The organism is Micromonospora sp. WMMD714 (genome assembly GCF_029581315.1).
In the GTDB taxonomy this organism is placed as follows: Bacteria; Actinomycetota; Actinomycetes; order Mycobacteriales; family Micromonosporaceae; genus Micromonospora; species Micromonospora rifamycinica.
In genome coordinates, this window is sequence record NZ_CP120744.1 from 6,928,266 (window position 1) to 6,951,736 (window position 23,471).

Consider the following 23,471-nt stretch of genomic DNA (forward strand, 5'->3'; position numbering starts at 1 on the left):
GTCACAAGGCCCGGGACGTGACGCCGGTCGCCCGACGTGTATCGATCGCCGCCGTCGGGCGTAGGCTCGTTTTCGTGACGATCGAGCACTCCGCGCCGACGACCCAGCAGGCAGCGCGCTCCGCGACGGTCGCCCCCGAGGGGCGACGGATGCTGCGGATCGAGGCGCGCAACGCCGAGACGCCGATCGAGCGCAAACCGCCGTGGATCAAGGTCAAGGCCAAGATGGGGCCGGAGTACACCGAGCTGCGCGGGCTGGTCTCGCGCGAGGGGTTGCACACCGTCTGCCAGGAGGCCGGCTGCCCCAACATCTACGAGTGCTGGGAGGACCGGGAGGCCACCTTCCTCATCGGCGGCGACCAGTGCACCCGGCGCTGCGACTTCTGCCAGATCGACACCGGCAAGCCGGCCGAGTTCGACGCCGACGAGCCCCGCCGGGTCGCCGAGTCGGTCGCCACCATGGGCCTGCGGTACGCCACCATCACCGGCGTGGCCCGTGACGACCTGCCCGACGGCGGCGCGTGGTTGTACGCCGAGACCGTCCGGCAGATCCACGCGCTGCGCTCCGGCTGCGGCGTCGAGCTGCTGATCCCCGACTTCAACGCGGTCCCCGAGCAGCTCGCCGAGGTGTTCGGCGCCCGGCCGGAGGTGCTGGCGCACAACGTCGAGACGGTGCCCCGGATCTTCAAGCGGATCCGTCCGGCGTTCCGCTACGAGCGCTCGCTCGACGTGATCCGGCAGGCCCGCGCCGACGGCCTGGTCACCAAGAGCAACCTGATCCTGGGCATGGGCGAGGAGCGGGCCGAGGTCTCCCAGGCGCTGCGTGACCTGCATGAGGCCGGCTGCGAGCTGATCACCATCACCCAGTACCTGCGGCCCACCCCCCGGCACCACCCGGTGACCCGCTGGGTCAAGCCGGAGGAGTTCGTGGAGCTGCGCGAGGAGGCCGAGGAGATCGGCTTCGCCGGGGTGATGAGCGGGCCGCTGGTGCGTTCGTCGTACCGCGCGGGGCGGCTCTACCAGCAGGCCCTGACCGCCCGCCAGGACGCCTCGGTCACCGTCGGCTGACGGCCCGCCGGAACGCCTCGATCGGCTTCGGCTGACGGTGCCTCGGTGCCGTCGGCCGGCCCGGGACGCCACCGGGGTACGCCCGCACGACTCCGTCGGCCACCGCGACGATCGCCGGGCATTCGGATATGTCGATCTTTCCAGACCTCGGCCACACCCGCAAGGGGTGCTGGGCGGCAGCTCGGCGACGATTCGACGACCCTCCCCGAGCAGGGCGAGATCGTGTTAGATTCCGCCAGCCCCGACCCCTAACTCATCGATGGTGGTGTCTTTGATGGCGCAGCCGCACACGGTTGTCATCGGCGCCGGCCCCGCCGGTCTCACCGCCGCGTACGAGTTGACCCGCAGACACGCCCCGGTCGAGGTGGTGGAGGCCGACGACGTGGTGGGCGGGATCAGCCGCACCGTCGAGCGGGAGGGCTGGCGCTTCGACATCGGCGGGCACCGGTTCTTCACCAAGGTGTCCCGGGTCGAGGCGTTCTGGCACGAGGTGCTCCCCGAGGACGACTTCCTGCTGCGCCCCCGGATGAGCCGGATCCACTACCAGGGCCGGCTGTTCGACTACCCGCTGCGGGCCGGCAACGCGCTGCGGAACCTCGGCGTGTGGGAGGCGTGCCGGTGCGTCGGGTCGTACCTGTGGGCGCGGGTCCGCCCGCCGGCCGACCAGAGCCACTTCGAGGGCTGGGTGTCCGCCCGGTTCGGTGCCCGGCTGTACCGGATGTTCTTCAAGACGTACACCGAGAAGGTCTGGGGCATCCCTGCGACGGAGCTGCAGGCGGACTGGGCGGCCCAGCGGATCCGCAACCTGTCCCTCGGCGCGGCGATCCGCGGCGCGCTGCTGCCCCAGCGCGGCGGCACCGAGGTGACCAGCCTGATCGAGGAGTTTCGCTACCCCCGGCTCGGCCCGGGGATGATGTGGGAGCGCTGCGCCGAGCTGGTGGTCAAGGGCGGTGGGACGGTCGAGTTGGAGACCGCGGTGCACACCGTGCACCGCGCGGACGGCCGGGCGGTCGCGGTGACCGTCGCCGGCCCGACCGGCGAACGGCGGATCGCCGCCGACCACGTGGTCTCCACCATGCCGATCTCGGCCCTGGTGCGGGCGATGGACCCGCCCGCCCCGGCGGAGGTGCGCGAGGCCGCCGACGCGCTGCTGCACCGGGACTTCCTGACCGTGGCCCTGGTGGTGCCGGCCGAGGCCGGTTTCCCCGACAACTGGATCTACGTGCACACCCCCGGGGTGCAGGTCGGCCGGATCCAGAACTACGGCGCCTGGTCGCCGGAGATGGTCCGCGACGGCGGCACCTGCCTCGGCCTGGAGTACTTCGTCAACGAGGGTGACGAGCTGTGGTCGACGCCCGACCCGGAGCTGGTCGCCTTCGGCACCGCCGAGCTGGAGCGGCTCGGCCTGGTCCGCCCCGGCTCGGTCACCACCGGCTACGTGGTGCGGATGCCGAAGGCCTACCCGGTCTACGACGAGGGGTACGCCGAGGCGGTCGAGGTGATCCGCCGCTGGCTCGCCGAGGCGGTGCCGAACGTGCACCCGGTGGGCCGCAACGGCATGCACCGGTACAACAACCAGGACCACTCGATGCTCACCGCGATGCTGGCCGCCGAGAACATCCTGGACGGCACCGACCACGACGTCTGGGCGGTCAACGTCGAGGAGGACTACCACGAGGAGGGCGGCGCCGACAGCGCCGGCCATGGCGGCACGGGGCAGGGCGGCACCGGTCGGGCCGCCCCGGTCGTGCCCCGCCCGCGCACCGCGCCGCCGGCCGGGGACCGCTCGCCCGCCAGCTGAACACCGGCGGAACCGGCCGGGTCCGTTCCGGCCCGGCCGGGGATCGACCCCGCTCGCGGTGGTCCCGCCACCCGGGACGCCCCGGCCCGCCGCCGACCGCCGGCCGGGGATCATCCGTCCTGGCGGGGACCACTAGACTCGCGGCATGGCAAAGCCCCAGGAGAAGGTCTCGTTCGGCCAGCGGCTGAAGCAGATCGGGATGGTGTTCCGGTTCACCGCCAAGCAGGACCGGTGGTTCGCGCCGCTGGCCGCCGGAGCGGTGCTGATCCCGCTCGCGCTCACCGTGGTCGCGGTGATCCTCTGGGGCTGGCTCTGGCTGCCGATCGGCATCCTGTTCACCCTGCTCGCCGTGCTGATCGTGCTCAACCTGCGGTCCAACAAGGCGATGATGAACGCCGCCGAGGGGCAGCCCGGGGCGGCGGCGCAGATCATGGAGAACATGCGCGGCGACTGGCGGGTCACCCCGGCGGTCAGCTCCACCACCCAGATGGACATGGTGCACCTGGTGATCGGGCGGCCCGGCGTGATCCTGCTCGCCGAGGGCAACCCGCAGCGGGTACGCGGCCTGCTGGGTCAGGAGAAGCGCCGGCTGGCCAAGGTGATCGGCTCCGCGCCGCTGCACGACTACGTGATCGGCCAGGGCGAGGGTGAGCTGCCGATCCGCAAGCTGCGGATGACCCTGATGCGGCTGCCGCGCACCCTGAACGGCAAGGACGTCAACTCGCTCGACAAGCGGCTCAAGGCCCTCACCGCCCGCCCGCAGATGCCCAAGGGCGCGATCCCGAAGAACATGCGCCCTCCGGGCCGCGCGTTCCGCCAGACGCGGGGCCGCTGACCCACTGCGTCGTCCGCCCTGCCACCTGCCACCTGCCACCTGCCACCTGCCACCTGCCACCTGCCAGCCGCAGCCGGCCTGCTGCCTGCCACCTGCCGCCGACGGCCCGCGCATCCGGCCCGCTCCGTCCCGCGCCTGCGCTCGACCCCCGCGCGGTCCTCTCCGCAGCGGGGGTCGACCGTTCATGATCATGCGGTGGCGGGAGCATGCGGGAGGCAGGGCGAGCATGCGGTGGGCGGGGGCGCCCATGCGGGAGGCGGGGGTGGTCAGCGGGTGGGGCGGGGTGCGTCGGCGATGACCGCGCCGGTGAGCCGGTCGTGCAGGCCACGGCGTTGCTCGTCCATGATCAGGGGCGGAACCACCAGGGCCAGGAGCAGGCCGCGCAGGAACGCCCGGGGTATCCCGATCCGTCCGCCGTCGGACCAGTCGAGGCAGCGCAGCCGGGTGATCCACATGCCGGGGGTCTGGGCGAAGAGGCCGAGGAAGAGGCCGTACTCGACGACGAGCACCGCCACCGGGGCCCAGCCGTCGCGGACCGGGTCGGCGAAGAAGTTCGACACCAGCAGGCAGAGCACCCAGTCGATCACCAGGGCACCGAACCGTCGGCCGAGGCTCGGCGGGGTGAAGGCGGGGTCGGTGGCGGGCGGCACCGGTGCCGCGGGCGGACTCGTCACGGTGGTCAAGGGTAGTCAGCACCGGCCCGGCGTCGGTCGGGGCGGTCAGCGGGTGCCGCTGCCGCCCGCCGGGCCGGTCACCAGGTGGACAGGCAGGCTGTTCTCGCAGTCTGTGCAACTTCGGTCTTATCACCGCGAATGGCGATACAGTGCTCCTGCCGGTATCGTCCGAACGGACAACCCGGCGGGTACTGAGCGGCGCAGATGACGCTCCGCGAGCGTCGTAACACGGCAGAAACATTGGAGACACGGGCGAGCAACCCCACGGTCATAGCGTCGCCAGAGCCCAGCCACCGGAGTGGACGTGCCAGGAGGACGTGTGTTTGCCAATCCCGAGGAACTCCTGCGATACCTCAAGAACGAGGACGTAAAGTTCGTCGACGTACGTTTTTGTGACCTGCCCGGCGTGATGCAGCACTTCAATCTGCCGGTGGAGTCCTTCGACGACAGCGTCTTCACCGACGGTCTCGCGTTCGACGGTTCGTCGATCCGCGGTTTCCAGGCGATCCACGAGTCGGACATGCTCCTGCTCCCGGACGTCGCGACCGCCTTCATCGACCCGTTCCGCGCGCAGAAGACCCTCGCGCTCAACTTCTTCATCCACGACCCGTTCACCCGTGAGGCCTACTCCCGGGACCCGCGCAACGTGGCCAAGAAGGCCGAGGCCTACCTCGCCGCCAGCGGCATCGCCGACACCGCGTACTTCGGTGCCGAGGCCGAGTTCTACATCTTCGACTCGATCCGCCACGAGACCTCCGCGCACCAGTCGTTCTACTACATCGACTCGATCGAGGGCGCGTGGAACAGCGGGCGCGAGGAGGCCGGCGGCAACCGCGGCTACAAGACCGCGTACAAGGGCGGCTACTTCCCGGTGCCGCCGGTGGACCACTACGCCGACCTGCGTGACTCGATCGTGCGTCGCCTGGTCGACGGCGGCTTCACCGTGGAGCGTTCGCACCACGAGGTCGGCACCGCCGGCCAGTCGGAGATCAACTACAAGTTCTCCACCCTGCTGCACGCCGGCGACCAGCTCCAGCTCTTCAAGTACATCGTGAAGAACGAGGCCTGGGCCAACGGCAAGACCGCCACCTTCATGCCCAAGCCGCTCTTCGGCGACAACGGCTCCGGCATGCACACCCACCAGAGCCTCTGGCTCAACGGTGAGCCGCTGTTCTACGACGAGACCGGCTACGCCGGCCTGTCGGACATGGCCCGCTGGTACATCGGTGGTCTGCTGCACCACGCGCCGTCGCTGCTGGCGTTCACCAACCCGACGGTCAACTCGTACCGCCGGCTGGTGCCCGGCTACGAGGCCCCGGTGAACCTGGTCTACTCGCAGCGCAACCGCTCCGCCTGCACCCGCATCCCGGTCACCGGCGCCAGCGCCAAGGCCAAGCGGGTCGAGTTCCGGGTGCCGGACCCGTCCAGCAACCCGTACCTCGCCTTCTCGGCGATGATGATGGCCGGCCTGGACGGCATCAAGAGCAAGATCGAGCCGCCGGCCCCGATCGACAAGGACCTCTACGACCTTCCGCCGGAGGAGTGGGGCGACGTCAAGCAGGTGCCGGGCTCGCTGCCGGAGGTGCTCGACGCCCTCGAGGCCGACCACGACTACCTGCTCGACGGCGGCGTCTTCACGCCCGACCTGATCTCCACCTGGGTCAGCTGGAAGCGGGCCAACGAGGTCGACCCGGTGCGCCTGCGCCCGACCCCGCACGAGTTCGCCATGTACTTCGACTGCTGAGGCCCACCTCGACGGTCACGTTCCACCGGCCGGGCCGGCGTCGCCTCCGCGACGCCGGCCCGTTCCGTTCGTCCAGCCGCCCCGCAACGCGCCGACCAGCACCGCCACCACCCCGCCCCGCAACGCGCCGACCAGCACCGCCACCACCAGGGCGGTCATCACGATCGCGCCGGGCGCCTTGCTGTACCGGGCGACAGTGGTGCCGTCGGGCAGGGTGAGGAACGCCGCCAGCGCCGCGGGCGGCACCAGCCAGGTCGTCCGGGTCGCCGACACCGCGAGCACCAGCAGCGGCCAGGTCACGTACCACGGGTGCAGGACCGGGGCGAGCAGCACCGTCGCCGCGAGCGCCAGCCCCGCCGCGAGCAGGGTGACCCGGGGCCGGGCTGCGGCCAGCCGGTGCACCCGCTGCCGGACGTCGTTGAGCCCGCGCAGCGCCGTCCACGCCCGCCACCAGAGCACCGCCAGCAGCACCAGCAGCACCAGCAGGCCCACCGCCCGGGTCACCGGCACCGCGCCCGGGTGCCGACCGGCCAGCTCGCCGACGTAGTCGACCACGAAACCCACCGCCGTCGGCGGCGACGTCCACTGCTGCGAGTCACCGCTGCGGGCCAGCCCGGCCACCCAGCCCAGCCCCAGCCCGGACAGCGCCGAGACCGCCGCCAGGGTGACCAGCACCGCCCCGGCCAGCCGTCCGCCGTCACGCAGCAGGCCCCGCCAGGTGTACCGGCCGTGCAGCGCCGTCAGGGCCGCGAAGGGCAGCACCACCACCGCGGTCGCCTTCACCGCCACCGCCAGCCCCAGCAGCACCCCGGCGACGAGCAGCGCCCGCCCCCGCCCGGGTGAGCGGACCAGCACCAGCAGGCCGAACAGCAGCAGGCCGAGCATCACCGCGTCGTTGTGCGCGCCGGCCACCAGGTGCACCCCGACCAGCGGGGAGGCCAGCGCCAGCCAGGCCGCCCGGCGGGTGGGCACCCCGGCGGCGCGGGCCAGGCCGGGCAGGCAGAGCGCCACCAGCAGCACCCCGGCCACCGCGTACAGCCGCAGCACGACCAGGGTGCCGACCAGGGTGCCGCCGAGCCCGGCGGCCAGCGCGGCCAGTAGCACGAAGGCCGGGCCGTACGGGGCCGGGGTGTCCCGCCAGATCGGCGCGACCGATTCCACCCACGGGCAGCCGGCCACCGCCACCCCCACCCGGTACGGGTCGTGGCCGGCCGCGTACGACCAGCCCTGGCAGGCGTACGAGTAGACGTCCCGGCTGGCCAGCGGCGGGGTGACCAGCAGCGGCAGCGACCAGAGCCCGGCGGTGGCGTACGCCCACCGGGTCGACGGGGCACCGGCGCGCAACGCCCACCAGGCGGCCACCATCAGCGCCGTCCCGACCAGCCAGCACGACACCGCCACGGGGCCGTGCGGCGCCCGCCACGGGCCGGTCGGCGGCACCGTGGGCAGCACCCCGCCCAGCCAGCCGGCCACCGCGAGCAGCACCGCTCCGGTCAACCCGAGGTAGCGCGCCACGCGTACCCCGCCCGGTCCGGTCACCGGCCATCTCCTCAGTCGGCGGTCGAAACGGCGGTGGCGGGCCGCCGGGCCGCCCGAGCCGACCGTACCAACCGGACGGCCACCACGATCACCAACAGCGTCATCAGCGGGGCTCCGGGCATCTTGGTGAACCGGGGCAGCCCGGTGCCGTCGGGCAGCACCAGGAACGCCGAGATCAACGCCACCAGCGCGAACCACCGGGTGGCGCGGTGGGTCGTCGCGGCGAGCACCGCCATCGGCCAGAGCCAGTACCAGGGGTGGAACAGCGGTGCGAGGGCCACCGTCGCGGCCAGGGCCAGGCCGGCGTGCCAGAGCGGATCCCGGGTGCGGGCCCGCCACCACAGCCAGACCAGCAGCACCGCCAGCACCACCATGCCGATCGTCCGGGTCACCGGCAGCGCGTCGACGTCCGCGCCGAACAGCGCCGCGACGTAGCCGACGGTCTGCCCGACCGCGGTCGGCGGCGACGTCCAGGCGATCACCAGGCCACCCTGTTCCAGGCCGGCGATCCAGCCGAGGTCCAGGCCAGCCGCCAGGGTCGCGCCGACCACCGCGACCAGCGCGCCGCCGGCGACCGGCAGGCCGTCGCGCCACAGCGCCCGGATCCGGTACGGCCCGACCAGCGCGGCCAGCACCGCGAACGGCACCACCACCAGGGCGGTCACCTTCACCGCGCCGGCCAGGCCGAGCAGCACCCCGCCGGCCAGCAGCGGCCAGCGCCGCCCCGGGTTGGCCGCCACCACGGCCAGCCCGGCGGCCAGCAGGCCGATCATCAGCGCGTCGTTGTGCGCCCCGGAGATCAGGTGCACACCGACCAGTGGGGAGGCCAGCGCCAGCCAGAGCGCCCGGCCCACCGGCACCCCGCAGCGCCGGGCCAGCACCGGCAGGCAGGCCGCGGCCGTCGCCACCCCGAGCACCGCGAGCACCCGGAACAGGGCGATGTTCACGGCCAGCGCGGTGTCGGTGTCGAGTGACCCGGTGGCCCGGACGATCGCCCCGGCGAGCAGCACGAAGAGCGGCCCGTACGGTGCCGGGGTGTCCCGCCAGATGTAGGAGATGGTGTCGATCCAGGGGCAGGGCAGCGCCGACACCCCCTGCTCGTACGGGTTGATCCCCGCCGCGTAGCTGGCCCCCTGACAGGCGTACGCGTACACGTCCCGGCTGCCCAGCGGCGGCGCGAACAGCAGCGGCAGCACCCAGAGCCCGGCGGTGACCAGTGCCCACCGGGCCGACGGCACCCGGTCGCGCAGGCTCCACCACGCCCAGGCGAGTAGCCCGGTGCCGACCAGCCAGAGGGCCAGGACGAGCGGCCCGTGCCGGCTCTGCCAGATGGTGACCGGGGTGGGGCGCAGCTCCGACCCCGGCAGCGCGCCCCCGAGGTACGCGGCGACGGCGAGCAGCACCGAACCGGACAGACCGAGCCAGCGGGACAGGTGGTGAGGCACGTCCGTCATGCTGCCAGTAGCGTGATCGCGGACCGGAGGTGGGCATGCGGGGCAACAGGGTGGTGGGGTCGGCCACCGGTTTCGCCGTCCTGCTCGCCGGGGTGTGGCTGGCGCTGCCCCGGCTGGGCTCGGACCTGTCCGCCCAGGTGGCCCGCGCCGACTTCTTCGCCGCGCACGGCTTCGCCCTGGTCGACCTGCGCTGGTACGCCGGCATCCAGCCGTTCGGCTACAGCCTGGTCTCGCCGCCGCTGATGGCGACTCTCGGGGTACGGCCGACGGGCGCGTTGGCACTGGTCGGCTCGGCCGCCGCGTTCGCCGCCCTGCTGGTGTGGACCGGGGTGCCCCGGCCGCTGCTCGGCAGCCTGGTCGGGGTGCTCACGATCACCGGCAACCTGGTCTCCGGCCGGGTCACCTACGCCCTCGGGGTGGCGTTCGGGCTGGTCGCCCTGCTCGCCCTGACCCTGCCGACGGCCGACGCCCCAGCCGGGACGCCGCCGGCCGACCGGAGCGCGCGTCGAACGCCCGATCCGGGTGGACGTCGGACCGCCGGTCCCGGGGGACCGCAGGCCGCCGATCCGGGCAGACGTCGGGCCGCCGGTCCCGGCGCAAGCCGGGTGGCCGGTCCGGGCTGGCGGCGGGTCAGGCCGGTCCTGGTGGTGCTCGGCGCGCTGGCCGCCTCGGCGACCAGCCCGGTGGCGGGGCTGTTCGTCGGCCTGGTCGGGGCGGCGTTGCTGGTCGACCGCCGGTACGCCGACGGCTTGCTGCTCGGCGGCGCGGCGGCGGTGCCGCTCGCGGTCACCGGGCTGCTGTTCGGCGAGGGCGGCTGGATGAACATCAGCCGCACCGACACCCTGCGGTCGGTCACCGTCAGCCTGCTGGTGGCGGCGCTGGTGGCGTACCGGCCGGTGCGGGTGGCGGCGGTGCTGGCGGCGGCCGGGGTGCTGGCGGCGGCGCTGGTGCACACCCCGGTCGGGCTGAACGCGACCCGGCTGGTGACGATGTTCGCGCTGCCGGTGCTGGCCGCCGCCGCCCGGCCACCCGGCTGGCTCACCGCCCGGCTGCCCCGCCGCGCGGGCCCCGGATCCGGCGACACCACCCCACCGGTCCCGCCGACCGGCGCGACCACCCCGACCGGCGCGACCGACCTGCCGCTCCCCCCGGCCACCCCGTCGGTCCCCTTGGCCACCCCGTCGGTCCCGCCGACCGACGCGGCGTCAGGGTCCGGGCAGGTCCCGGGGACCGGGCGGGCGGGACGCGCCCGGGGCTGGTGGACCGGCGCGGTGGCGTTGACCGCGCTGTTGGCGGTGGTGTGCTGGTGGCTGCCGCCGGTGGTCGCCGCCGACCTGCGCAGCGCCGACGATCCGACCGCCGACCGGAGCTACTTCGCCCCGCTCGCCGCCGAGCTGGGCCGGCGCGGGCTCACCGGTCGGGTGGAGGTGCCGCCGACCCGCAACTACTGGGAGGCCGCGCAGCTGGGCGAGGTGCCGCTGGCCCGGGGCTGGCTGCGGCAGGTCGACATCGGCCGCAACCCGCTCTTCTTCACCACCGTCCCGGGGGCGAGCGGTACCGGTGTGCCGCTGACCGCCGACAGCTACCGGGCCTGGCTGGACGAGTACGCCGTGCAGTACGTCGCCGTCCCCGACGCGCCGCTGTCCTGGGTGGGCCGGGCCGAGGCGGAGCTGGTCGGGGCGGGGTTGCCGTACCTGACCGAGGTCTGGTCGGACCGGCACTGGCGGTTGTACGCGGTGACCGACCCGACGCCCCTGGTCGCCCCGCCCGGGGTGCTGGTCCGCCAGGACGCCGCCACACTGACCCTCCGCACCACAGCCGCCGCCCAGGTCCTGATCCGCATCCGCCACACCCGCTGGCTGACCGCCTCACCCCCCGCCACGATCACCCCTGACGGCCCCTGGACCCTCCTCACGGTCCCCACCCCCGGCACCTGGACCCTCACCACCACCGCCGCATCGCCGCGTTGATCAAGAGGTTCAGGTCAGGGATCCGCAGCAGCACGACGCAAACCTCTTGATCAACGCGGCAGGGCGGGGGGTGAGGTGGGAGGTGGAGGGTGGGGTGGGGTGGGAGGTGGGGTAGCGGGTGGGGTGGCGGGGCGGGCGCGGACGTGGAGGCGCTCTCCCTGCGGCCCGAAGAGGCTGAGCAGCTCGGCGGGAGCGTCGAACGGGTTGCCGAACCAGTGCGGGGTACGGGTGTCGAACTCGGCCACCTCACCGGCGTCGAGGGTGAGGTCGTGACCGCCGAGCAGCAGCCGGACCCGGCCGGAGAGCACGTAGAGCCACTCGTAGCCCTCGTGCACCTGCTGGCTCGGCTCCCCCACCGGCACCCCGGGCGGATACATCATCTTGTACGCCTGCACACCGCCCGGACGTCGGCTCAACGGCACGATGGTGACCCCGTGCCGGAGCACCGGCCGGCGGTGCACCCGGGGATCCCCGATCTGCGGCGTGCCGACCAGGTCGTCCAGCGGCACCCGGTGGAAGCGGGCCAGGGCGAGCAGGAGTTCCAGGGTGGGCCGCCGGCCGCCCGACTCCAGCCGGGACAGCGTGCTGACCGAGATCCCGGTCCCCGCTCCGAGCTGACTCAGCGTCACGCCGCGCTGCTGGCGCAGCGCCCGCAGCCGCGGCCCCACGGCGGTCAGCACCTCCTCGGGGTCGGTGGCCTGCGTCCCGTCCGGGACGGTCCACCGTCCCGGCCCCGCCCCGGCACCCTGCTCCGGCCCGGCACCGCCACCCACCCGCGAGCCCTGGTCCGGCTCTGGTCCGCCACCCACCCGCGAGTCCCGGCCCGGCCCGGCTCCGCGACCCGCCCGCCGGTTCCGGTCCGGCCCGGAGCCGCCACCCACCCGCGAGGCCCGGTCCGGCCCGGGGCCATCGCCCGACCGTGAGCTGCCGGGTCCGGCCGCCGACCGGGGCTGGGCTTCCTGCTCGGTGCGCTCGTCGGTCACCGCACCAGTTTGCCATTCCGGCAACGATGTTTGGCAGTTCGGCGATCCCGGGGGACGATCCGGGGCGTCGGTGGGACGGACCCACCCGCGAGGAGGCAACGATCATGACGTACCCGGTGGTACACGACGTGGTGGTGATCGGCGGCGGCGCGGCCGGGCTCAGCGGCGCGCTCGCCCTGGGCCGGTTCCGCCGCGACGTCGTGGTGGTGGACGGCGGCGCACCGCGCAACGCCCCCGCCGATCGCGTGCACAATTTTCTGACCAACGAGGGCGTGCCGCCCGCCGAGCTGTACGCGACGGGCCGCGCCGAGGTGGCCCGCTACGGCGTCACCGTCCTCGACGGCACGGTCACCGCAGCCCACCCGGCCGACGCAGCCCACCCGGCCGACGCAGCCCACCCGGCTGACGCAGCCGACCCGGCCGACCCGAACGACGCAGCCGACCCGAACGACGCCCCGGACCGGGCCGGCGACGCCGGGCCGGCACGGTTCGCGGTCACCCTGGCCGACGGCCGTACGCTGCACGCCCGGCGGTTGCTGGTCACCACCGGCCTGGTCGACGAGCTGCCCGAGGTGCCGGGCCTGGCCGACCGGTGGGGGCGGGACGTGCTGCACTGCCCGTACTGCCACGGCTGGGAGGTCCGGGACCGGGCCGTCGGGGTGCTCGCCACCGGGCCGTTCGCCGCCCACCAGGCGCTGCTGTTCCGGCAACTCACCGACGACGTGGTGGTCTTCACGCACACCGCCGGCCCGCTGCCCGCCGACGACGCGGAGAAGCTCGCCGCCCGGGGTGTCGCCGTGGTCGACGGCGAGGTCGCGGCGGTGGAGGTCGATGCCGACCGGCTGACCGGCCTACGGCTGCACTCCGGCCGGGTGGTGCCCCGGGAGGCGCTGGTGGTGGCCCCCGCGTTCCACGCCCGGGCCGCCTTCCTCACCGGGCTCGGACTGACCTCCGAGGACTTCGGGCTCGGCGGGCACGTTCTCGGCAACCGGCTCGCCACCGACGCCAGCGGCGCGACCGGGGTGCCCGGGGTGTGGGCGGCCGGCAACGTCACCGACCCGCAGGCCACCGTGATCGCCGCCGCCGCGGCGGGCCTGAAGGCCGCCGCCGCGGTCAACGCCGACCTGATCGACGAGGACACCACCCGCGCGGTGGCCGCCCGCCGGGCGGCCACGGCCACCGGCCCGGCCACCGGCCCGGCCGCCGGGGTGCCGGCGGCCGACCCGGCTCCCGGGGCCGGGCTTCCGGCGGTCGTCCCGGTCGGGGCGGGTGCCGACGGCGACCCGGCGGTCGACGAGGCGACCGCCGGGCACTGGGACGAGCTGTACCAGGGCCGGGAGCGGCAGTGGAGCGGGCGGCCCAATCCGCACCTGGTCGACGTCGTCGGGGAGCTGCCCGCCGGAACCGCCCTCGACCTGGGCTGCGGAGAGGGCGGCGACGCGGTCTGGCTGGCCCGGCAGGGCTGGCGGGTGACCGCCGTCGACGTCTCCACCGCCGCCCTGGAGCGGTCGGCCGCCGCCGTGGCGGCCGCCGGGGTGACGGCCCGGGTCGAGTTCCGGCGACACGACCTGGCCCGGACCTTCCCGGCCGGCGTGTTCGACCTGGTCTCCGCGCAGTTCCTCCAGTCGCCCCTGGACTTCCCCCGGACCGAGGTGCTGCGGGCCGCGGCCCGGGCGGTGGCACCCGGCGGGCGGCTGCTCGTGGTCGAGCACGGCTCGGTGCCGCCCTGGGGCGACCCCGAGCACCGCCACCTGCGCTTCCCCACCCCGCAGGAGACCCTGGCCGACCTCGATCTCGACCCGGACGGATGGCACGTCGAACGGCTGGACGCGCCGCAGCGACAGGCCACCGGCCCGCAGGGCGAGACCGCCACCCTGGTCGACCACCTGGTGCTGCTCCGCCGCCGGTGACGGACCCGCACCGGCGGCGGGCTCAGCTCTCCAGGACCCGCTGCATCGCCGTCCGGGAGCGCCGGGCGGTGCGCAGGTAGTCGTCGAGGAACTCCCCCGGGTCGTCCGCGCCGAGCAACCGCACCACCCCGGCCAGCTCCACCCCGTGCCGGGGGAGCTGGTCGCCGGCCCGACCCCGGACCAGCATCAGCGCGTTGCGGACCTGCGCGGCGAGGGTCCACCCGGCGGCCATCGCGGCGGCGTCCGCGGGATCGACCAGCTCGGCGTCCCGCGCCGCCGCGAGCGCATCGAGGGTACGCGTCCCGCGCAGCTGCGGGTACGCCCCCGCGTGCCGGAGCTGGAGCAGCTGCACCGCCCACTCGACGTCGGCCAGACCACCCCGCCCCAGCTTGGTGTGGGTGGCCGGGTCGGCGCCCCGGGGCAGCCGCTCGTTCTCCACCCGGGCCTTGATCCGCCGGATCTCGACGATCTGCTCGCGGGTCAGCCCGTCGGCCGGATAGCGGACCGGGTCGACCATCGCCTCGAACTCGGCCCCCAGGTCGCTGTCGCCGCAGACGAACCGGGCGCGCAGCAGCGCCTGCGCCTCCCAGACCCGGGACCAGCGGGCGTAGTACTGGGCGTAGGCGGCGAGGCTGCGGACCAGTGGCCCCTGCCGTCCCTCCGGGCGCAGGTCGGCGTCGACCCCGAGCGCCGGGTCGGGGGCCGGGGCGCTCAGCAGCCGACGCAGCTCCTCGGCGATGGCGTGCGCGGTGGCGCTGGCCGTGCTCTCCGCCGTCCCGGCCGGCGCGTCGTAGACGAAGAGCACGTCGGCGTCGGACAGGTAGTTCGACTCGTACCCGCCGAGGCGACCCAGGCCGATCACCGCGAACCGCAGGCCGGGCAGCTTCGGCTGGGCGGCCCGGACGGCCCGCAGCGCGGCGGAGAGGGTGGCGTCGGTGACGTGGGACAGCCCGGTGCCGACCCGGGTCACGTCGGCCAGCGGGCCGGTCGGTGCGCCGCGCTCGGGGCGCGGGGCCAACCCACCGGCCCGGCTGAGCACGTCGGCGCAGGCGATCCGGACGAGTTCCCGGCGGCGCAGCGCGCGGACCGCCCGGGTCGCCTCGACCGGGTCGGCGTGCCGGGCGGCGGCGGCGGCGAACCCGTCGCCGAGCACCTCCCGGGACCGGGGTGCCAGCTCGTTCTCCTCGGCCAGCAGCCGCAGCGCCTCCGGTTCCCGGGCCAGCAGGTCGGCCGCGTACCGGGACGACGACAGTACCCGGGCCAGCCGGCGGGCCACCGGGCCGGAGTCGCGCAGCAGTCGGAGGTACCACGGGGTGCTGCCGAGCTTGTCGGAGACCTGACGGTAGTTGAGCAGCCCCCGGTCCGGTTCGGGCGCGTCGGCGAACTCGCTGAGCAGCACCGGCAGCAGGGTCCGCTGGATCGCGGCGGTCCGACTCACCCCGCCGGTGAGGGCCTGGAGGTGCCGCAGCGCACCGGCCGGGTCGGCGAAACCGAGGATCTCCAGCCGGTGCCGGGCCGCCTCCGGGGTGAGCCGCAGCCCGTCGGCGGGCACCCGGGCCACCGACTCCAGCAGTGGCCGGTAGAGCAGTTTCGCGTGCAGCCGGCGTACCTCGGTGGCGTGGGCGACCCAGTCGACACGGAAGCTCTCCACGGCGCTGCGGCCGGGGATGGCGGCGTAACCGAGCGCGGCGGCCAGCCAGCGCAGCGCGGCCGGTTCGGTCGGCACGGTGTGGGTGCGCCGCAGCGCCTGGAGCTGCAGCCGGTGCTCGACGCCGCGCAGGAAGCGGTACCCGCGCAGCAGCGCCTCGCCGTCGGCCCGCCCGACGTAGCCGCCGGTCACCAACGCGCGCAGCGCCGGCACGGTGCCCGGCACCCGCAGCGACTCGTCGCCCCGGCCGTGCACCAGTTGCAGCAGCTGGACGGCGAACTCGATGTCCCGCAGCCCGCCCGGACCCCGCTTGATCTCGCGGTCCAGCTCCTTCGGCGGGATGTTGTCGATGATCCGGCGGCGCATGGCGCGTACGTCGGAGACCGCCTCGGGCCGCTCGGACGCCCGCCAGACCAGCGGGGCGAGGGCGTCGACCCACTCGCCGGCCAACGCCAGGTCACCGGCGGCCGGCCGGGCCTTGAGCAGCGCCTGGAACTCCCAGGTGCGGGCCCACCGCTGGTAGTAGGCGAGGTGGCTGGCCAGGGTGCGGACCAGCGGCCCCCGGTTGCCCTCCGGACGCAGCGCGGCGTCCACCGGCCAGGCGACCAGGCCGCAGACATGGATCAACCGGGCCGCGACGGTGGTCGCGGCGGGCAGGTCCTCGTCGGTCGCGGCCACGAAGATCACGTCGACGTCGGAGACGTAGTTCAGCTCGCCGCCGCCGCACTTGCCCATCGCCACCACGGCCAGCCGCGGCCGGGGCGTCCCCGCCGGCAGCTCGCCCACCGCGATCTCGTACGCCGCCGCCAGGGTGGCGTCGGCCAGCGCGGAGAGCGCCGACATCACCTGCTCCAGGCCCCGCCCCCCGGTCAGGTCGGCCGCCGCGATCCGCAGCAACGCCAGCCGGTACGCCTGCCGCAGCACCGCCACCGGCGCGGTGGCGGTGGTCAGCCGCCCGGCGAGGGCCAGGCCGAGCCGGCCGTCGGCGGTGGGGGCCAGCCCGTCCGGGGCGGTGCCGAGCACCGTCCACTGGCCCGGGTTGGCGACCAGGTGGTCACCCAGGGCGGAGGACGCCCCGAGGACGGCGACCAGCCGACGCCGCAGGCCCGGGTCGGCGGCGAGCGCGGCCAGCACCCCCGACCCCGTCGCCGTGGCGGTCCGCCGCTCGGACTCCACCATCCGGTGCAGCTGGCGCAGTGCCAGATCCGGGTCGGCGGCCCGGGAGAGCGCGGCCAGCAGGTCGGCCGCCGCCCGGTCGGCGGGTTCCTGCTCGTCGGCCCGCCACAGCCCGAGCCCGTCCGAGCCGAGCAGGTCGGCGGCGCGCGGACCACCGTCGCCTTCGGCGAAGCCGTAACGGGCCAGCCGTCCCCTGGTGGGTCTGCTCATCTCAATGGCCGAGCAGGGGGAGGCTGCGGCGGGTGTCGTCGGCCAGCTCGCCGAGGGCGAGAGCGGCGAAGCGGACGGCGAACGGCTGCCACACCTCCTCGACGTCGGCCATCACCCGGTCGCAGGCGGCCACCACCAGGTCCTCGTCGTAGCCCAGCTCGGCGAGCAGCTCGGAGCCGTGCGCCCAGCCGGCGATCATCGCGGTGTCGCACTCGATGTGGAACTGGAGACCCCAGGCCCGGTCACCGAGCCGGAACGCCTGGTGCGGGTAGCGGGTCGAGGCGGCCAGCAGGGTGGCGGCCCGGGGCAGCTCGGTGATCTCGTCGGCGTGCCACTGGAGCACGTCCGGGATCAGCGGCACGTACCGGAACAGCAGGTCACTCTCGGCGGCGTCGCGCCGGCCGACCACCCCTGGACCCACCTCGGGGCCGGACGGGCTGCGCTCGACCAGGCCGGCGTGCGCGGTGGCCAGCAGTTGCGCGCCGAGGCAGACGCCGAGGGTCGGCACCCGGTGCCGGACGGCCTTGCGCAGCAACCCTTCGAGCTTCGGGAACCAGGGTGCGCCGGGGGTGCCGTCGGCCGACGGGTAGGCGTGCTGGTCGCCGCCGAGCACCACCAGCGCCACGTACCCGGTCAGGTCGTCGGGCAGCTCGTCGCCGGCGTGCGGGCGCAGCACCCGCAGTTCCAGGCCCCCCTCCACCAGCCAGTCCCCCAGCCGTCGGGGGTCGTCGGTCGGGTCGTTCTCGATCACCAGTGCGGTTCCCACGCCGTCGAGGCTATCGGGTACGTCGACAGCCGCCCGGGACGCCTCGCGTCGACCGCCGGCGCGACCGGAGCGGGCCGGGTCGCCGCGGGTCGGGTCGCCGCGCCGACGGCGGACCGTATAGGGCTGGGCCGACAGCGGGACCGCCCCGGGCGGGTCGATGCGCCGACAGCAGGTCCGGCCCGGGCCGGGTCGGTGGGCCGCGAACGGGGGTCCGGATCAGCGCGGTCCGGCCCGGCGGGGCGACTATGCTCGGCCGCTGTGATCGCCGACGACCCGTCCGTCCTGCGTCCGCCCGTGCTGCGCGAGGGCGACACGGTGATGCTGGTCTCGCCGTCCGGGCCGACCCGGCCGGAGCGGGTGGCGCGCGGCATCGAGCTGCTGACCGGCTGGGGGCTGCGGCCGGTGGTGGCACCCCACGCGTACGCCCGCCGGGGTTACCTCGCCGGGGACGACGCGCTGCGCGCCGCCGATCTGAACGCCGCCTTCGCCGACCCGCAGGTACGCGGGGTGATCTGCACCCGGGGCGGTTACGGCGCACAGCGGGTGGTCGACCTGATCGACATGGCCGCCGTCCGGCGGGATCCGAAGGTGGTGGCCGGTTTCTCCGACATCACCGCCCTGCAGTTCGCGCTCTGGCGGGGTGCCCGGCTGGCCGGCGTGCACGGTCCCGGGGCAGCCTGGGTCGACGAGCGCACGCCGCTGCGTTCGGCGCAGTCGCTGCACGCCGCGCTGATGACCACCGCCCCGGTGACCGTGGCCGCGGTGCCGGAGGAGACGACGTATCCGGTCCGGGTACCGGGGCGGGCGGCCGGTCGGCTGATCGGCGGGAACCTCTGCCTGATCACCGCCACCATCGGCACCCCGGACATGCCCGACCTGACCGGGGCGGTGCTGCTCGTCGAGGAGGTGCAGGAGCCCCCGTACAAGGTCGACCGGATGCTCACCCACCTGCGCCGCGCCGGCGCGCTGGACGGCCTGGCCGCCGTCGCGGTCGGCCAGTTCACCGACTGCGCCGACGGGTGGGACACCACCGTCGTGGACGTCCTCACCGACCGCCTCGGCGACCTGGGCGTGCCGGTCCTCGGTGGCCTGCCGATCGGCCACGGCCCCGGCCAGCTCACCGTCCCCGTCCACACCCGGGCCACCCTGGACACCACGACCGACACCCTCACCCTCACCCCCGCCGTCCAGTAATCCCTCCCCTCCCCTCCCCACCCCTCCCCCGCCCACCCACCTCGGTGATCAAGAGGTCCGGTGGCCGGACCCCGGTGATCAAGAGGTTTAGGCAGGCGGACCCCGGTGATCAAGAGGTTTGGGCGGACGGAAAGCGCATTCCCGTCTTAAACCTCTTGATCACCGGGCCGGAGGGGCGAATTGCCGGGCCGGAGGGCGGAATCAGCGGGCCGGTGGGTGGAGCCGGCGGGCCGGAGGGCGGAACTTTCAGCTGGGGGACAGGATCGGGACGGGGTTTTCTCAGATTCGATGGTCACTGTCGGTGACGTCAACGCATCACCACCGAGATACTGGAGGACTGATGTCCCGCACGATGTCGAAGAAGCAGCTGCTGGTCGGCCTCGCCGCCGCCGGCGTGCTCGGGGTGGGGATCGCCGCTCCCACGGTGGCCTTCGCCGAGGGTGGATCCACCCCGACGCCGAGTGTCAGCAGCGAGGCCGAGCAGGGCACCGACCGGCAGTCCGAACGCGCCGGCCGGCAGCACGAGTTCGCCGAGGCGCTGGCCAAGGAGCTGGGCGTGGACACCGACAAGGTGACCGCCGCGCTGGACAAGGTGCGCGAGCAGCACAAGGACCGGGTCAAGGGTGACCGGCCGGAACGGCCGTCGGCCGAGGACCGGCAGGCGAAGCTGACCGAGCGGCTGGCCCAGGCGGTCGAGGACGGCAAGCTCACCCAGGAGCAGGCCGACGCGATCACCAAGGCCGTCGAGTCCGGGGTGTTCCCGGGTCCGGGTGGCCCCGGCCACCGCGGCGGCCCGGACGGCCCGCCCGGCAAGTGACCCACCGCCGGCCACCCGGCCGGTGACCGACCAGCGTCGCCGCTAGCCACCCGGCCGGTGACCGACAGGCGTCGCAGCCGGCCGGTGACCGACAGGCGTCGCGGCGGGCCACCAGGCCGGTGACCGACGCGAGAAGGGCGGCGTCGCGGTGGCAGTCGGCCGGTGACCGACGTAGCGGGGGCGGTGTCGCGGTGGCCACCCGGCCGGTACCGCGACGCCGCCCCCGCTCGATCAGGTGGTCGCCGGCGGGGAGAAGACACCGAGCAGGTTGCCCGACGGGTCGCGCAGGCGGGCCCGGGTCAACCCGTTCGGCGTGGTCCCCGGCGGCGTCAGCACCGTACCGCCGGCCGCCTCGGCCCGCCGACACGTCTGCGCCACGTCGGTCACCTCGGCGTAGAGGATCGCGTACCCGGGTGCGCCCTCGGGGAGGAGCCGGATCCCTCCGCCGATGCCGGCCGGCTGCCCCGCGGTGGTCGTCTGGTAGGACCCACCGCCGGCCGGGTCCTCCACGGCGAAGCTCCAGCCGAACAACTCGGCGTAGAAGCCTCGTACCTCCTCCGGCCGGTCGGTGCCGATCTCGAACCAGGTGATGGGTGTGCTGGTCACGCGCTGCCTCCTGTCCCCCTGCCGGCCGGGCGGCCGGTGGGCTCGGCGGCCAGCCTGCCGAGCGTCCGCGACACCGTCCTGTCGGTGTTTGCGGAAAACTCCCGGGCGACGACCCGCCCCGGCCCCCACCTTTCCCGGACTCGCCGCCCCCGCATCCGCCGCTCCCGGACCCGCCGCGCCCCGGGTTCCCGGCCGGACCCGCCGCCCCCGGGACCAGCCTCACGCGAGGCTCAGCCGGTGCAACCGCTCGGGCGGGACGTCCACCTCGTCGGGGCGGAACTCCCGGGTCACCGGCTCCGGCAGCACCTCCACGCCGACGATCCGGTCGGTACGGAAGCAACGCGGCCCGCCGCGGAGCCGACACCAGGCGAACAGATACCAGTGCCGGCTGTTGCCCAGGTAGCCCAGCGGCTCGACCTCGCGCGACGAGGCCACGCCGCGCCGGTCGGCGTACCGCAGGCGGAGCACCCGGCGGGCGGCGACCGCGCCGGCGACGACGGCCGGGACGGAGGTGGCCGGCCCGACGCCGATCAGCAGCACCCGCCCGGCGAGCAGACGCGCGTCGGCGGCGTCGGCGGCCGGCAGCACCGCGAGCAGTTTGCGCAGCGCGGTGCCGCCCGCCTCGGCGAACGGGGTGCCGGCGAGGCGGTGCAGGGCCACCGCCATCGCCACCGCCTCGGCAGCGGTCAGGTTGACCGGTGGCAGGGTGTACGCACGGTCGACCACGTAACCGCCGGCACGGCCGGGCTCGGCCCAGATCGGCACGCCGGCCCCCTGCAGGGCGACGATGTCCCGTTCGACGGTGCGGGTGCTCACCTCGAAACGGCCGGCCAGCCAGCGGGCGCTGCGCGGCCTGGGCGCCACCGCCCGCAACTCTTCCACCAGGGCGTAGAGACGGTCCGTCCGGTTCATCTCCGCACGCTACGACGGGGGTACGACGAACCGCGCCGCCGCCGTCGACCGGACACGAACCGGGTCGGGCCGCGACCCGGCGAGACGGCAGCCCGGTCGGGCAACGGTCCGGCCGGACGGGCAGCCCGGTCGAGGCGGCGACCGGTCGGCCTGCAGCCCGGTCAGGCGATGCAGGCGCAGACGATCAGGGCCGCCCCGAAGTGGGTGGCGGCGCTGACCCGGGCCGCCGGGTGCGGCTCGTCGGAGCAGATGACCTCGCCGAGCTTGCCCGGCGTGAGCAGGTCGAGGACACCGAAGGCCAGCGCCATGACGGCCAGCCCGATCAGCCCGAAGATCACCGTCGAGGCGAGCCCCTTGGCGAAGTCGTCGTAGCTGGTCACGATCGCCGTGAAGACGATGCCGGCGACGCCGAGCTGGTTGGCGGCCAGCAGCAGCCCGGCGTTGCCGTTACGCCGAATCCAGATCAGCTCGCGCAACTTGCCCGGGGTGAGCACGTCGACCAGCACGAAGCCGGCCGCCATCAGCGCCACCCCGACGACACCGAACACGACGCTCTGCCATGCTCCGGTGAGCAGATCCTCCAGCACCGACGGCCTCCCGACCTCCTGCGCCCGGCGCGGGTGCCGGCACGGTGATCGAGACGATAGCGGCACCGCACCACCACCGACAGCCCCCGGACCGGCCGAGATGCGGACCGTCGGGCGACCGGGCCGCCGTCGGCCCCGTCGCGGACGACCCCGGCCGACGGTACGCGCTACAGCGACAGGTACCGCTGCCGCTCGTACGGGGTGACCTCGCGGCGGTACTGCTCCCACTCGGCCCGCTTGTTGCGCAGGAAGAAGTCGAAGACGTGCTCGCCCAGCACCTCGGCGACCAGTTCGGAGCCGGCCATCACGTCGATCGCCTCGGACAGGTTCTCCGGCAGCGCCTCGTAGCCCATCGCCCGCCGCTCGGCGCTGGTCAGCGACCAGACGTCGTCCTCCGCGCCCGGCGGCAGCTCGTAGCCCTCCTCGATGCCCTTCAGGCCCGCGCCGAGCATCACCGCGAACGCCAGGTAGGGGTTGGTCGCCGAGTCCAGCGAGCGGACCTCCACCCGGGCCGAGTTCGGCTTGCCGTACGCGGGGACGCGGACCAGCGCCGACCGGTTCAGGTGCCCCCAGCAGACGTACGCCGGGCTCTCGGTGATCCGGTCCGGCAACGCCTGCGGGAACAGCCGCTTGTACGAGTTGACCCACTGGTTGGTGACCGCGGTGTACTCCCGGGCGTGCATCAGCAGCCCGGCGATGAACGACTTCGCCACCTTCGACAGTTTCATCGGGTCACCGGAGTCGTGGAAGGCGTTGCGCTCCCCCTCGAACAGCGACAGGTGGGTGTGCATGCCGCTGCCCGGCTGGTCGGTGAAGGGCTTCGGCATGAAGCTGGCCTGCACGCCGGTGGAGAGCGCCACCTCCTTGACCACGTGCCGGAAGGTCATGATGTTGTCGGCGGTGGTCAGCGCGTCGGCGTACCGCAGGTCGATCTCCTGCTGGCCGGGGGCGACCTCGTGGTGGCTGAACTCCACCGAGATGCCGATCCGCTCCAGCGCCAGCACGGCCTGCCGGCGGAAGTCCCGCGCGACGGCGTGCGTGGTGTGCTCGAAGTAGCCGCCGGAGTCCACGGCGATGGGCACCGAGCCGTCCTGCGGGCCGTTCTCCAGCAGGAAGAACTCGATCTCGGGGTGGGTGTAGAAGGTGAAGCCCTTCTCGGCCGCCTTGGACAGCATCCGGCGCAGCACGTGCCGCGGGTCGGCCCAGGACGGGCCGCCGTCGGGCAGCAGGATGTCGCAGAACATCCGGGCGCTCTCGCCGCTCACCCCGCCCTCGAAGGGGAACACCTGGAAGGTGGTCGGATCCGGCATGGCGACCATGTCGGACTCGAAGACCCGGGCGAAGCCCTCGATGGCCGAGCCGTCGAACCCGATGCCCTCCTCAAAGGCCGCCTCCAGCTCCGCCGGAGCGACCGAGACGCTCTTGAGCGTGCCCAGCACGTCGGTGAACCACAGCCGGACGAACCGGATGTCCCGCTCTTCCAGCGTGCGGAGGACGAACTCCTGCTGACGGTCCACTTCCCCAACCCCTCGCCACGTTCGTCCGGCACCGGTCGGCCGGTCCGTCCTGACCGCCCAG

18 protein-coding genes are annotated in these 23,471 nt (G+C 74.4%); 8 read left to right on the forward strand and 10 right to left on the reverse strand.

The features are described 5' to 3' along the window. Positions 1-44 precede the first annotated feature (44 nt). From lipA to O7625_RS29465, 3 genes are all read left to right on the forward strand, one after another. The gene (gene lipA / locus O7625_RS29455) at positions 45-1,067 is read left to right on the forward strand and encodes a lipoyl synthase (RefSeq protein WP_282347134.1); all 1,023 of its coding nucleotides are present in this window, start codon (positions 45-47) and stop codon (positions 1,065-1,067) included. 274 nt (positions 1,068-1,341) lie between these two features. Continuing rightward, positions 1,342-2,868, forward strand: a complete 1,527-nt coding sequence (locus O7625_RS29460; RefSeq protein ID WP_282343175.1) for an NAD(P)/FAD-dependent oxidoreductase — start codon at positions 1,342-1,344, stop codon at positions 2,866-2,868. Positions 2,869-3,013: 145 nt separating this feature from the next. Beyond that, positions 3,014-3,703: a DUF4191 domain-containing protein gene (locus O7625_RS29465; protein WP_282343177.1), complete on the forward strand. Its 690-nt coding sequence runs from the start codon at positions 3,014-3,016 to the stop codon at positions 3,701-3,703. 266 nt (positions 3,704-3,969) lie between these two features. Here O7625_RS29465 and O7625_RS29470 read toward each other — a convergent pair whose 3' ends face one another. Continuing rightward, complete coding sequence (locus tag O7625_RS29470; RefSeq protein ID WP_282347135.1) at positions 3,970-4,353, reverse strand: RDD family protein; 384 nt, start codon at positions 4,351-4,353, stop codon at positions 3,970-3,972. A gap of 343 nt (positions 4,354-4,696) precedes the next feature. On the opposite strand from O7625_RS29470, the gene glnA (O7625_RS29475) reads away from it, so the two are divergent. Then, a complete protein-coding gene (gene glnA / locus O7625_RS29475; RefSeq protein WP_067313152.1) occupies positions 4,697-6,121 on the forward strand; it encodes a type I glutamate--ammonia ligase in 1,425 nt (474 codons plus the stop codon). A gap of 15 nt (positions 6,122-6,136) precedes the next feature. Here the strand turns inward: glnA (O7625_RS29475) and mptB (O7625_RS29480) are convergent, their stop codons facing one another. Continuing rightward, positions 6,137-7,660: a polyprenol phosphomannose-dependent alpha 1,6 mannosyltransferase MptB gene (mptB, locus tag O7625_RS29480; protein WP_282343179.1), complete on the reverse strand. Its 1,524-nt coding sequence runs from the start codon at positions 7,658-7,660 to the stop codon at positions 6,137-6,139. Positions 7,661-7,671: 11 nt separating this feature from the next. After that, positions 7,672-9,105, reverse strand: a complete 1,434-nt coding sequence (gene mptB / locus O7625_RS29485) for a polyprenol phosphomannose-dependent alpha 1,6 mannosyltransferase MptB (RefSeq protein ID WP_282347136.1) — start codon at positions 9,103-9,105, stop codon at positions 7,672-7,674. A gap of 44 nt (positions 9,106-9,149) precedes the next feature. Here mptB (O7625_RS29485) and O7625_RS29490 point away from each other — a divergent pair, with 44 nt between their 5' ends. Continuing rightward, complete coding sequence (locus O7625_RS29490; RefSeq protein ID WP_282343181.1) at positions 9,150-11,084, forward strand: hypothetical protein; 1,935 nt, start codon at positions 9,150-9,152, stop codon at positions 11,082-11,084. Between the two features lie 50 nt (positions 11,085-11,134). Here O7625_RS29490 and O7625_RS29495 read toward each other — a convergent pair whose 3' ends face one another. Beyond that, entirely contained in the window at positions 11,135-11,764 is a 630-nt protein-coding gene (locus O7625_RS29495; protein ID WP_282347137.1) for an XRE family transcriptional regulator, read from the reverse strand. Positions 11,765-12,171: 407 nt separating this feature from the next. On the opposite strand from O7625_RS29495, the gene O7625_RS29500 reads away from it, so the two are divergent. After that, positions 12,172-13,977, forward strand: a complete 1,806-nt coding sequence (locus O7625_RS29500) for an SAM-dependent methyltransferase (protein WP_282343183.1) — start codon at positions 12,172-12,174, stop codon at positions 13,975-13,977. Between the two features lie 22 nt (positions 13,978-13,999). Here the strand turns inward: O7625_RS29500 and O7625_RS29505 are convergent, their stop codons facing one another. Together O7625_RS29505 and O7625_RS29510 are read right to left on the reverse strand one after the other, a co-directional pair. After that, a complete protein-coding gene (locus O7625_RS29505; RefSeq protein ID WP_282343184.1) occupies positions 14,000-17,011 on the reverse strand; it encodes a bifunctional [glutamine synthetase] adenylyltransferase/[glutamine synthetase]-adenylyl-L-tyrosine phosphorylase in 3,012 nt (1,003 codons plus the stop codon). A 1-nt stretch (position 17,012) separates the two neighbouring features. Further along, complete coding sequence (locus tag O7625_RS29510) at positions 17,013-17,777, reverse strand: type 1 glutamine amidotransferase (protein ID WP_282343187.1); 765 nt, start codon at positions 17,775-17,777, stop codon at positions 17,013-17,015. Between the two features lie 258 nt (positions 17,778-18,035). On the opposite strand from O7625_RS29510, the gene O7625_RS29515 reads away from it, so the two are divergent. Continuing rightward, positions 18,036-18,971, forward strand: a complete 936-nt coding sequence (locus O7625_RS29515; RefSeq protein WP_282343189.1) for an LD-carboxypeptidase — start codon at positions 18,036-18,038, stop codon at positions 18,969-18,971. 340 nt (positions 18,972-19,311) lie between these two features. Continuing rightward, entirely contained in the window at positions 19,312-19,788 is a 477-nt protein-coding gene (locus O7625_RS29520) for a hypothetical protein (RefSeq protein WP_282343191.1), read from the forward strand. Positions 19,789-20,019: 231 nt separating this feature from the next. Here O7625_RS29520 and O7625_RS29525 read toward each other — a convergent pair whose 3' ends face one another. The 4 genes from O7625_RS29525 to glnA (O7625_RS29540) all read right to left on the reverse strand — a co-directional run bounded on the left by O7625_RS29525 (position 20,020) and on the right by glnA (O7625_RS29540) (position 23,410). Continuing rightward, entirely contained in the window at positions 20,020-20,394 is a 375-nt protein-coding gene (locus tag O7625_RS29525; protein ID WP_282343192.1) for a VOC family protein, read from the reverse strand. Positions 20,395-20,613: 219 nt separating this feature from the next. Continuing rightward, positions 20,614-21,306, reverse strand: a complete 693-nt coding sequence (locus O7625_RS29530; RefSeq protein WP_282343193.1) for a WYL domain-containing protein — start codon at positions 21,304-21,306, stop codon at positions 20,614-20,616. Positions 21,307-21,467: 161 nt separating this feature from the next. Next, positions 21,468-21,893, reverse strand: coding sequence for a DUF350 domain-containing protein (locus O7625_RS29535; RefSeq protein ID WP_067306037.1), 426 nt, complete (start codon positions 21,891-21,893; stop codon positions 21,468-21,470). A gap of 167 nt (positions 21,894-22,060) precedes the next feature. Then, positions 22,061-23,410 (reverse strand): type I glutamate--ammonia ligase, encoded by a 1,350-nt coding sequence (gene glnA, locus O7625_RS29540; RefSeq protein WP_282343196.1) that lies wholly within the window; start codon positions 23,408-23,410, stop codon positions 22,061-22,063. Between the last annotated feature and the right edge of the window lie 61 nt (positions 23,411-23,471).